At 68.1% G+C, this 10663-nt stretch carries 9 protein-coding genes; 6 read left to right on the plus strand and 3 right to left on the minus strand.

Annotation, left to right across the window (positions count from 1 at the left end):
• Nucleotides 1-16: 16 nt before the first annotated feature.
• The 4 genes from cobN to ACFQEV_RS07940 all read left to right on the plus strand — a co-directional run bounded on the left by cobN (nucleotide 17) and on the right by ACFQEV_RS07940 (nucleotide 6483).
• Complete coding sequence (gene cobN, locus ACFQEV_RS07925) at nucleotides 17-4009, plus strand: cobaltochelatase subunit CobN (protein WP_379694486.1); 3993 nt, start codon at nucleotides 17-19, stop codon at nucleotides 4007-4009.
• The gene (locus ACFQEV_RS07930) at nucleotides 3999-4733 is read left to right on the plus strand and encodes a precorrin-8X methylmutase (RefSeq protein ID WP_379694488.1); all 735 of its coding nucleotides are present in this window, start codon (nucleotides 3999-4001) and stop codon (nucleotides 4731-4733) included. The genes cobN and ACFQEV_RS07930 overlap by 11 nt, the downstream gene beginning before the upstream one ends.
• On the plus strand, nucleotides 4730-5491 hold the full coding sequence (locus tag ACFQEV_RS07935; RefSeq protein ID WP_379694490.1) for a cobalt-precorrin-7 (C(5))-methyltransferase: 762 nt from the start codon (nucleotides 4730-4732) through the stop codon (nucleotides 5489-5491). The genes ACFQEV_RS07930 and ACFQEV_RS07935 overlap by 4 nt, the downstream gene beginning before the upstream one ends.
• 203 nt (nucleotides 5492-5694) lie before the next feature.
• Nucleotides 5695-6483: a CbiX/SirB N-terminal domain-containing protein gene (locus tag ACFQEV_RS07940; protein WP_379694493.1), complete on the plus strand. Its 789-nt coding sequence runs from the start codon at nucleotides 5695-5697 to the stop codon at nucleotides 6481-6483.
• 138 nt (nucleotides 6484-6621) lie between these two features.
• Here the strand turns inward: ACFQEV_RS07940 and ACFQEV_RS07945 are convergent, their stop codons facing one another.
• Together ACFQEV_RS07945 and ACFQEV_RS07950 are read right to left on the minus strand one after the other, a co-directional pair.
• The gene (locus ACFQEV_RS07945) at nucleotides 6622-6978 is read right to left on the minus strand and encodes a hypothetical protein (protein WP_379694496.1); all 357 of its coding nucleotides are present in this window, start codon (nucleotides 6976-6978) and stop codon (nucleotides 6622-6624) included.
• Nucleotides 6979-7023: 45 nt separating this feature from the next.
• A complete protein-coding gene (locus tag ACFQEV_RS07950) occupies nucleotides 7024-8214 on the minus strand; it encodes a redox-regulated ATPase YchF (RefSeq protein WP_379694498.1) in 1191 nt (396 codons plus the stop codon).
• Nucleotides 8215-8330: 116 nt separating this feature from the next.
• Here ACFQEV_RS07950 and ACFQEV_RS07955 point away from each other — a divergent pair, with 116 nt between their 5' ends.
• Both ACFQEV_RS07955 and ACFQEV_RS07960 read left to right on the plus strand, forming a co-directional pair.
• A complete protein-coding gene (locus ACFQEV_RS07955) occupies nucleotides 8331-8672 on the plus strand; it encodes a hypothetical protein (RefSeq protein ID WP_379694500.1) in 342 nt (113 codons plus the stop codon).
• Nucleotides 8669-9172 (plus strand): hypothetical protein, encoded by a 504-nt coding sequence (locus tag ACFQEV_RS07960; RefSeq protein ID WP_379694503.1) that lies wholly within the window; start codon nucleotides 8669-8671, stop codon nucleotides 9170-9172. The genes ACFQEV_RS07955 and ACFQEV_RS07960 overlap by 4 nt, the downstream gene beginning before the upstream one ends.
• A 48-nt stretch (nucleotides 9173-9220) precedes the next feature.
• Here ACFQEV_RS07960 and ACFQEV_RS07965 read toward each other — a convergent pair whose 3' ends face one another.
• Nucleotides 9221-10435, minus strand: coding sequence for a hypothetical protein (locus ACFQEV_RS07965; RefSeq protein WP_379694505.1), 1215 nt, complete (start codon nucleotides 10433-10435; stop codon nucleotides 9221-9223).
• Nucleotides 10436-10663 lie beyond the last annotated feature (228 nt).

The raw sequence follows: 10663 nt of genomic DNA on the forward strand, positions 1-10663 counted from the left end.
GAGGTTTAACAACGTTATGTCAACAATCGGCCTATACACCGCGACCGAAAACGAGCTCGGGGCCGTCCAGCGGGCCGCCGCGCGGACGGACGCGAATCTGGTCGTTCGCTCGGAGAGCGATTTCGACGGGCAGGCGGACGTCGACGCGTTCCTCGACGAGATAGAAGACGCGACGGCGGCGATCTTCTGGCTCCACGGCGCGGAGGAGAGCATGCCGGGGTACGACCACGCCGTCGGCCGTCTCGAAGACGCCGGCGTTCCGCTGGTCGTCAAATCGACCGGCGACGCGTACGCGCTGGAGGACACGTCCGTCGCCGCGTCGGACCGCGACCGGGTGTACGAGTACTTAGCGCGGGGCGGAACCAGCAACGTGGCGAACTGCGTCCGATTCCTCGCCGACGAGTACGGGGACGGCGACTACGAGTACGACGACCCCGTGACGCTCCCGACGGAGGGCGTCTACCACCCCGACCACCCGGGCGCGTCGTACGACGAACTCGTCGGCACGTTCGACCCGGAGACGCCGACGGTCGCCGTCTGGTTCTACGAGTCCCACTGGACCCACGAGAACACCCGCTACGTCGACGCGCAGGTGCGCGCCGTCGAGGCGCAGGGCGCGGACGCACTTCCGATATTCTGCAACCCCGCGACGGACGGCGACGAGCAGTGGGACGCCGAGCGAGTGACCGAGGCGTGGTTGCTCGACGAGGACGGCGAACCCGTCGTCGACGCCGTGCTCTCGTCGTTCATGTTCTCGCTGTCGATGGACGAACGGGGGCGGGCGGCGGACGACGAGGGCGACGGCGCGGAGGACGTGTTCCTCGACCGACTCGGCGTGCCCGTGATTCAGACCGTGACGACGATGCGCTCTCGCTCTCGGTACGAGAAGAGCGACACCGGGGTGATGGGCTTCGAACTCGCCCTCTCGGTCGCGCTCCCGGAGTTCGACGGCAACGTCGTCACCCACCCGATCAGCGGCAAGGAGCGAACCGACGACGAGGCGGGCATCGGAAGCGCGCCGAAGCAGCACTTCCCCATCGACGACCGGGTGGACCACGCCGCGCGCCTCGCGGTCAACTGGGCGACGCTCCAGCACACTCCCAACGAGGAGAAGAACGTCGCGGTCGTCCTCCACAACTACCCGCCGAGCGACGACGGCATCGGCACCGCCTTCGGACTTGACAGCCCGGAGAGCACCGTCAACCTCCTCGAAGAGTTGGCCGCCCGTGGATACGACCTCGGCGAGGCGCTATGCGACTCGGAACAGTCGAGCGGGGAGCGAATCGACCCGCGAGACGGCGGACGACTCCCGGAGAGCGGTCAGTCCCTCGTGGACCGGCTGACGGCGCAGTTGACCCTCGACGACCGCTGGGTCGCCCCCGAGGACGTGCGGGACCTGAGCGTCGACGTCGTCTCCCCGGAGCAGTACCGCGAGTGGTTCGAGGCCGCGGACGAGCGCTTCCGGGAGAACGTCGTCGAGGAGTGGGGAGAGCCCCCCGAGCGACCGTTCGCCGTCCCCGGCGTCGAGTTCGGGAACGTCCTCGTCACCGTCCAACCGCCGCGCGGGTTCGGGATGGACCCCTCGAAGGTGTACCACGACTCCGACCTCCAACCGCCGCACGACTACGTGGCGTTCTACGGGTGGCTTCGGAACGCCTTCGGCGCCGACGCCGTCGTCCACCTCGGCACCCACGGGAGTCTGGAGTGGCTCCCCGGCAAGACGGTGGGGCTGAACGGCGAGAGCGCCCCGGACCAGTTGGTCGGCGACCTACCGAACGTCTACCCGTACATCGTCAACAACCCGGGCGAGGGGACCCAAGCGAAGCGGCGTTCCTACGCGGCTATCGTCGACTACCTGACGCCGGTGATGCGCAACGCCGGCACCTACGACGAACTCGCCGAACTCGAAGAACTCGCCGACCAGTACCGCGAGGCGGGCATGGAGGACGCCCGCACCGACGACGGCGAACACCTCGAACGACTCCTCCGCGAGAGAGTCGAGGAACTGGACCTCGCCGTCGAACTCGGCATCGACGGGGAGATAGCCGAACGAGCGGACGTTCGCGGCCCCGAGGAGGCCGGTTCCACCCTCGCGGAAGGTGCAGTCGAGGGAGACGACGTGGACGTCGAGGAACTCGTCGAACGCGTCCACGCGTACCTCACGGACGTGAAGACGACGCAGATTCGGATGGGGCTCCACACGATGAGCGAACCCCCCGCCGACGAACGCCTCGTGGAGTACCTCGTCGCGCTCACCCGACTGGAGAACCCCGGCGGGCCGAGCCTCCGGGAGAGCGTGGCCGGCGTCCTCGGAATCGACTACCAGCGGATGCTCGACGAGCCGGGGGCGTACGACGAGGAGTTGGGGATGACGCTCTCGGAAGCCGCCGACGAGGTGTACGAGACGAGCCTCGACCTCGTTCGGACGCTCGCGGAGCACGACTTCGACGTGCCGGCCTCGGAGACGGGGGCCGGGCCGGACGACGTCTCGTCCAAGTACAGCGAGGACGAGGCTCGTCGGACGGAGTCCGACGGCGAGGTGAACATGAATCTGCTCGTGGTGGATATCGACCCCCTCGGGGACGCCCGGGCGAAGTCGGGCGCGCACGGCCGCCTCCGCGAGGCGCTCTCGTTCGTCTGCGAGGAGGCGGCCCCGCGCGTCCGGGGTGCGGAAGAGGAGATTCCGCGGACGGCGGACGCGCTGGCCGGCGAGTACGTCCCCCCCGGCGGAAGCGGCGCACCTACTCGGGGCGGCGTCGACCTGCTCCCGACGGCGCGGAATTTCTACACGCTGGACCCGCGGAAGGTACCCGCGAAGAGCGCGTGGCGGGTCGGGCGGGAAGTCGCCGACGGCATCGCGGAGCGTCACCGCGGGGAACAGGACGAGTACCCCGAGGAGGTAGGCGTCGTCGCGTGGGGGACGCCGACCGTCCGAACCCGCGGGGAGACCATCGCGCAGGTTCTCGCGCTGATGGGCGTCGAACCCGTCTGGACCGACGCCGGGCGCGTCGACGACGTGGAGCCGATACCCTTGGACGAACTCGGACGGCCCCGAATCGACGTCACCACGCGCGTCTCGGGACTGTTCCGCGACGCCTTCCCGCAGGCAGCGGGCGTCGTCCACGACGCCGTGGACGCGGTGGTCGAACTCGACGAACCCCACGAGATGAACTACGTCAAGAAGCACGTCGAGGAGGAGGCCGAGCGACTCGCCGACGAGGGCGTCGAGAACCCCGAGAAGGCCGCCAGACACCGCGTGTTCACGACCCGGCCCGGCGGGTACGGGGCCGGGACGAACAAGGCGGTGGACGAGGGGAACTGGGAGGGTCGTTCCGACCTCGCCGACGTGTACGTCCGGTGGGGCGGGTACGCGCTCGGAAGTCGAGGGCGCGTCTCCGAGGCGCACGACGCCTTCGAGCGTCGCCTCGGCAGCGTCGAGGCCACGGTCAAGATAGAGGACACCGCGGAACAGGACGAGTTCGACAGCTCCGACTGGTACGCGTTCCACGGCGGGTTCATCACCGCCGTCTCGGAAATCGCGGGCGAGGAACCCGCCTCCTACGTCGGCGACTCCAGCGACCCCGACAACGTCTCCGTGTACACGAACGAGGAGAAGGTCCGCAAGGCGATGCGCGCCCGGGTGCTCAACCCCGATTGGCTCGACAGCATGGAGGAACACGAGTACAAGGGCGCGGGCGACCTCTCGACCACCGTGGACGTCGTCCTCGGGTGGGACGCGACCACCGGCGTCGTCAGCGACGCCCTCTGGAGCGACGTCGCCGAGAAGTACGCCTTCGACGAGGAACGGCAGGAGTGGATGCGAGAGGTGAACCCGTGGGCCTTAGAGAGTATCAGCGACACGCTTCTGGAGGCCATCGAGCGCGGACTGTGGGACGCCGACGACGGGACGGCCGACCGACTCCGGGACGTCAACCTCCGGGTGGACGGCGACATCGAAGCGCGCGCCGGACGCGCGACGGCACCGGAGGTGCCCGGCGATGACGACTGAGGAGGGCCGACGGGACCGCGGCGGTGCCGACGCGGAGGACGGAGGCGGCTTCGAGGAGTACGCCGACCTCGGCGCGACCACCGAGAGCGCGATGGACATCGCCGAGACGAGCATGGACCGCGTGCGCGAACTCGTCCCCGACGAGACGCTGGCCGACCGAATCAGACAGAAGAGCGTCCACGCGACGGGCGACCCCGAGTTCCAACACCTCGTCCGGTTCACCGGCGAGACGGAGGACGACCCCGTCGTCGCCGGGGCGCGGGCGGTCCTCGACGAGCGTCCTATCGTCACGGACATCACCATGGTGAAGGCCGGTATCACCGGGCGCGGCCACGACTGCCCCGTGGAGAAGGCCATCGGGAACGGCGGCGAACTCGCGGCGCGGACGGGGATGACGCGGACGGCCGCGTCGGTGCTCGAACTCGACCGTCGAGGCACCTACGAGGGCGCTATCGCCGTCGTCGGGAATGCGCCGACCGCGGCGCTCGCACTCGCAGACTGCATCGAGGACGGGACGCGCCCCGCCGTCGTCGTCGCCACGCCGGTCGGGTTCGTCAAAGCGGCCGAGAGTCGGAGACGCCTCCGGGAGGTCGCGGGGGCGCACGGCGTCCCGGCGATCACGAGCGTCGGTCGCCGCGGCGGAAGCGGACTCGCGGCCGGCCTGACGAACGAACTCGTCCACGTGGCGAGCGACGCCCGGAACGGAGAGGTCGAACTCCCGTGAGCGACGGGTACGACTTAGACGCCGGCCCCGACCCGGCGGCACTCGCGGCGTCGGAACCCGAACCGGAGTCCCCCGCGGAGAGCCCCGTGTACGCCGTCGGCATCGGCCCCGGGAATCCGGAGTATCTGACCCCCCGCGGCGAACGCGCGATTCGCGACGCCGACGCGGTGGTGGGCTTCGAGACGGTGGTCGAGTTCGTCCGCGACCGGACGGACGCGGAACTGCTCACCTGCGGGTACCGCGACGAGGCCGAGACGCTGGCGGCGTTCGCCGACCGAGTCGCCGACGGGGCGTCCGGGACGGCCGTCCTGATGGGCGACCCGAACCACTCGGGCTACCAGTTCGTCGGGAAGGTGCAGGCGGCCGTCGAACCGCCCGTTCGCGTGATCCCGGGGATATCGTCGCTTCAGGTCGCCGCCGGCAGGGCGCGAACGCCGATGGAGGAGACGTCCTTCGTGACGCTTCACAAGAGCGGGGACGTCGAACCGGGCCTCCGGCGACTCCGCGACGACGCCGGCGAACGGAACCTGCTCGTCCTCCCGCGCCCCTACGACTGGATGCCCGAGGACATCGCCGCCGAGTTACTCGACTGCGGCGCGTCGCCGTCGCTGGACGCTCTCGTGTTGGAGCGGTTGACGCACGCCGACGAGGCGGTGACGAGGACGACGCTGGGCGAACTCCGGACGCTCTCGGCGGAGTCGGACGAGCACTCGTCGCCGTTCTCCGACCTCTCCGTGCTCGCCGTTCGCACCGAGTGAGTCGCGGAGTCGGGGACTTCATTTCCCGTCGATACCGCCGTTTTCGGCCGACACACCGACTCTAAGCGCGCGATGGGGCGACGGAAGCCCCACCCGGAGACGAACGTCACGGCCGTCACCAAAACTTATTTGAGAATCCATCTCGACGAATTAGGCAACCCAACTTGGGCTAACTAAAGTATAATTGTAAAAGGACGCCCCCCATGACATCCGAATCAATCCTCCTCATCGGCCGCGGTACGCGAAACGCCCACGAAGTGCTCGAAACCCACGCCGAACGACTCCGCCGGCGCGCTATCGCCGACGCCGTGGAGGTGGCGACGTACGAGAGCGAACCGATCCGCGAACTTCGCGGGCGGTTCGAGCGACTCTCCGCCGACGACGTGTACGCGGTTCCGATGTGTACCGCACACACCCACGAGACGATCAACGACATCCCGTCCGCGCTCTCGTCCGTCCCGGGGGACGTTCACTACTGCGAACCGCTCGGACAGAGCCCGGCCGTCACCGAGGTAATCGAGGAACGGGGGACGAACCTGATTCCGCCGTCCGACGACGTCTCTCTCATCCTCGTCGGGTTCGGGAGCAGTTCGAAACCCTACCACCGACAGACTATCGACTATCACGCGGCCCGACTCCGCGAGCAGTCGGCGTACGGGGAGGTTCTCACCTGCTATCTCATCCAGAACCCCACGGTGGAGTGCGTCCGGTACAACACGACGAGGACGCGGTCCGTGGCGGTTCCGCTCTTTCTCGCGCGGAGCGAGGCGACCGAGCGCCGAATCCCCGACGAACTCGAACTCGTCCGCGGCGGCATCGAGTACGCCGACCCCTACGGAGGGCACGCGCGGATTACGGACGCCGTCCACGCCGAAGTCGAGAAGCAACGCGCACTCGCCCTCGACGACTCCTCGCCGACCGCCTCGTTCGAGGGGCAACTGACCCGGACGCGACGTCCGGTCGCGACCGACGGAGAGGGGGTTTCGCGGTGACGGCCCGGTTCGGCCGACGAGGTTCGTTCTGACGGGCGGCGCGCGGAGACGGCCCGAATCGACGGCGTCTCTGCCGGGAGCGCGGGAGAACCGGACGTTGGCGCGGCCGTCGCCGACCGAGAAGAGCCGTTTCGGCCGTCAGCGTTCGTCGTCGAGGCGCCTCGCGTCGGGGTCGAACGACCCCGCGTCCGTCTCGGCGTCGAGGATGCGCGTCCGGACGTACGACTCGATGGCCGCGTTCAGCATCGCGCGCCAACTCTCGAACTCGGAGTTCGCGGCGACGTGGTCGTCCCACTCCTCGTCGGGAACCTCCTCGAACGACTCCTGGTCCGTCACGTCGAAGTCGCCCTCGGCGACGAACGCGCCGATGGACGGCGCGTCGGTGTGCTCTCTCATCCACTCCTCGGCGAAGAGGTCCTCTAAGGTCACGTCTCCCCCCAGACCGCCGATGTCCGCCGAGATTGCGGCCTCGACGGCGCGTCGTTCCTCCTGCATCGATTCTCTCTTACCGTCCGAACCAATGTATTTCATGGGATTCGTTCAGTTCGTCGTGACTATCTCGACCACGTCGCGGTGCGAGAGGACGTGGTCCGCGCCGACCTGTCGTTTCGTGTGACAGTCGATGCCGTGGAGCAAGCCGTCGCCGATGTCGGAGTGGAGGTGGTACGCGAAGTCCTCCGTCGTCGAGTCCTCCGGGAGGACGAAGCAGTCGCGGAAGACGCCCTGCGTGTCGGCCCGGCCGTTGGCGCTTCCGGGGAAGACGGCGATCGCGCCCATCTCCTCGAACAGGGCCGTCTCCAACGCCGCCTGCACGCCCGTCCCGTCGAACTCCTCGACGAACTCGCGTATCTGCTCTAAGCCCGTCTCCTGTTCCTCGGAGATATCGCCGACGATCTCGAAGTCGTCGTCGCCGGCGCGGTAGTCGACGACGCCGCTCTCGTCGGCCTTCTTCAACGCCTTCTCCGCGTGCGCACTCGCGGGGACGAACGAGAGGTGGTCGTAGTCGGGGTCCGAGGCTATCTCCTCGAAGTTCTCCTGCGCGACCGGTTTGTCCATCTTGTTCGCCGCGATGACCATCGGCTTCGTCCGCTTGCGAATCTCGCGGGCGACGGCCTCCTTGTCGTCGCCGTCCCACGCTTCGGGGTCCAACCCGAGACCCGATCCGAGTATCACCTGCTTTATCTCGTCTTTGTTCGTCTTGAACGCCGACATCTGCTCGGCGAGGTCCTCCTCGACGTTCTTCTCCTCGCCGTTGTAGCCCGACCGGTAGCGGTCGAGGCCCTTCTCCAGGATGTCGAGGTACCACATGTCGAGTTCGTCTTCGAGGAAGTCGATGTCCTCGCGGGGGTCGTGGCCCTCCGTGGGTTCGCCCTCGATGTCCGTCTCGCCGGAGAAGTCGACGACGTGGACGAGGACGTCCGCCTCGTTGAGGTCCGTCAGGAACTGGTTGCCGAGGCCCTTCCCCTCGTGCGCGCCGGGGATGAGGCCCGCCACGTCCACCAACTTCACCGGGACGAACCGCACGCCGTCGTCGCAAAAGCCCACCGAGGGCGTACACGACTCGTCGAACTCGGGGGCCGCACACTCGACGCGGACGTACGCCTCGCCGACCGAGGGGTCGATGGTCGTGAAGGGGTACGCGCCCTCCGGCACGTCGTTCATCGTCGCCGCGTTGAAGAAAGAGGACTTGCCGACGGAGGGTTTGCCGACGAGTCCGATCTTGTGACTCATTAGGTGCGGATGAACTCTCGGACGGCAAAAGGGACTCTATCCGGAACCGTCCGCGCCACGCCGTACCACGGTCCGCCACCAGCGAATATTTGTCTCCGGGGATCCGACACCGGACAATGACCGAGTCCGACGACGCCGACGCCACGGACGCGCCGACAGGAGACACCTTCGGCGTCGGCATCCACGTCACGGAGACCGACCTGCAGTTCGTCGTCCACGTCCCCTCCGACATCGACTCCGGGTGGACCGACCCCGACGAGTTCCAGCGACTCGTCGAACGCGTCGTCTGGGACCGACTCGACCGGGAGTCCACCCTCCGCGGCGTCGCCCGCACCGCCGACACCGGCGACACGGTGACGCTGGGGCGCGTCAGCCTTCGCCCGGACGGTACCGTCGTCGAGACGACGCTCGACGCGCCGACGGACGCCTCCGAGAACGACGCCCGCACCGACTCGTGACGACGGACGACGGGACGGCGGACGCCCTGAGGGCGGTTCGAGACGCGGCCGCCGAACGCGCGGTTCTCGACGGCGACGACGCCCGACGGTACCTCGCACTCGCCGGGACGGTCGAACGCGTCCGCGAGGACCGGTCGTCGTCTCCCGGCGGAACGCTGGCCGCCGCGTTGGCGTGTACGCTCGCCGTCGCTCGCCTCTCCGACCTCCCGCCGACGGCGTTCGGGGGCGACGACGGATCGGGTTCGGCGACCCGCCTCGCGGAGTCGGACGACGGTACCGAGACGGGGACGGGCGACGCCGCCGCGTCACCTCCGTCGCCGCCGAGTCCGGGATCCGCGGTTCCCGCGTCGCCGTGGTCCACCGCCACATCGACGCGGGAACTCGTCGCCGACGGTGCCGTCGTCGCGGTTCGGCGATTCGACGCGGACACGGACACCGTCGCCGCGCGCGCCGGACTCTCCCGCGCCGACCTCGAATCGAGGCTCGAACGGGAGTCGTAGGCGTCGCATCGAACCGGAAGAGAAAGAGACCGTTACCGCGAATCGCGTCTACCTGCCGCCTTTCGCGTGGTCCGGCGGGCCCCGGTTGCCGCCGTCGTCGGAGCCAGAGTCGTCGGAGTCGTCCTCCTTGTCGTCCTTGGCGTTGCCCTTCTTGCCGTTACCTTTCTTCTCGTCGTCGCCCTTCTCTTTGCCCTTCTTCTGAGCCTTCTCGGGCGGTCCGCGCTCGTCATCTTTCGACTCATTGGCCGCCGCGTCGTTCTTCTTCTCGTGACCCGGCGCATCGTCGGCGTTACCGGGGTTGTTCGACGTCACGAAGTCGGAGATTATCTGGCCCGGCGGTCCGTTGAATCCCGCCGCGCGGAGCGCCTCGATGAACCGCGTCACGGACTGCCCGAAGTTCTTCTGCTCGGCGACGTACTCGGTGGTCAGCGTCGCGGTGTCCGTCGCCTCGTCTCCCTCACTGCTCGCGGTGACGGTGACCGTCACGTTCTCGGTGGGGGCCGGGAGGGCGACTTCCCCGTCGGCGTCCGTCCGGTACGTCCCCGCGCCGGAGTAGTTGCCGTCGGCGCTGACTTCGACGGTGGCGTTCTCGACTGCAGTGTCGTTACGGGTCACTTCGACCGTCGCGCCGTCCGACCCCCGTTCGACGCTGACGGCGAGTTCCGACGCCGCGCCGGCGAGTTCGGTGGTGAACTCGGCGTCGAGTCCGTCGTACGTCGCGGTGACGGTGACGTTCTGCGTCTCCTCGGGTTGCGAGAGCGAGACGGTGCCGTTCGCGTCGGTGGTGTAGTTGCCCGTCTCGGAGTAGTTGCCGTCGGCGCTGACTTCGACGGACGCGTTCTCGACGACGTCACCGTACTGCGTCACGGTGACCGTCGCGGTTCCGTCCTCGGCCTGTTCAACGTAGGTGTCGAGGGAGTCCTCGCGCGGGTAGAGTTCCGCGCTACTCGTCGCGGATTCGCCGTCCACCGTCACGGTCAGGTTCACGGCGACTGTCTCGTTGGGTTCGGGGAGCGCCACCGTCCCGTTCGCGTCGGTGGTGTAGTTGCCGGTCCCGGAGTAGTTCCCCTCCGTCGTCACCTCGACTGTGGCGTTCTCAACTGCCGTGCCGTTCTGGACGACGGTCACGACTGCCGTTCCGGTGTCGGGGTCCTGTTCTACGTCCGTCTCTACGGTCGGCGCTGCGCTGACCGCCGCGGGGACGACTGCGGCGGCGAGCAACACGACTGCCAACAGCGTCACGATCGGTTTTGTCTTTCGCATTACAGTCAATCTTTCTAACCAGTAGGGATAAATCGGGTACTCGCTCAGCCCGTCTTTCCTCCCGATTTGGCCGGATTAACGCCGATTTAATCGACTGACGACGGCGGTTTGCGCTGTTGTGACTAGTCGCCGGGGACAGAACAAGGGTCGGTCGGGTGAGGGTGATCTCCGCGACGCTCTCGTGTCTCTGTATCGTCCCGTTCGAAATGACCGAGGCCCACTCTCAGA

The sequence above is a fragment of the Halopelagius fulvigenes genome (assembly GCF_042662625.1).
GTDB lineage: Archaea > Halobacteriota > Halobacteria > Halobacteriales > Haloferacaceae > Halopelagius > Halopelagius fulvigenes.

Bases quoted from the DNA above. Each gene is read 5' to 3' on its own strand.
- cobN (WP_379694486.1), top strand. From the start codon at position 17: ATGTCAACAATCGGCCTATACACCGCGACCGAAAACGAGCTCGGGGCC.
- ACFQEV_RS07930 (WP_379694488.1), top strand. From the start codon at position 3,999: ATGACGACTGAGGAGGGCCGACGGGACCGCGGCGGTGCCGACGCGGAG.
- ACFQEV_RS07940 (WP_379694493.1), top strand. From the start codon at position 5,695: ATGACATCCGAATCAATCCTCCTCATCGGCCGCGGTACGCGAAACGCC.
- ACFQEV_RS07945 (WP_379694496.1), bottom strand. From the start codon at position 6,978: ATGCAGGAGGAACGACGCGCCGTCGAGGCCGCAATCTCGGCGGACATC.
- ACFQEV_RS07950 (WP_379694498.1), bottom strand. From the start codon at position 8,214: ATGAGTCACAAGATCGGACTCGTCGGCAAACCCTCCGTCGGCAAGTCC.
- ACFQEV_RS07955 (WP_379694500.1), top strand. From the start codon at position 8,331: ATGACCGAGTCCGACGACGCCGACGCCACGGACGCGCCGACAGGAGAC.
- ACFQEV_RS07965 (WP_379694505.1), bottom strand. From the start codon at position 10,435: ATGCGAAAGACAAAACCGATCGTGACGCTGTTGGCAGTCGTGTTGCTC.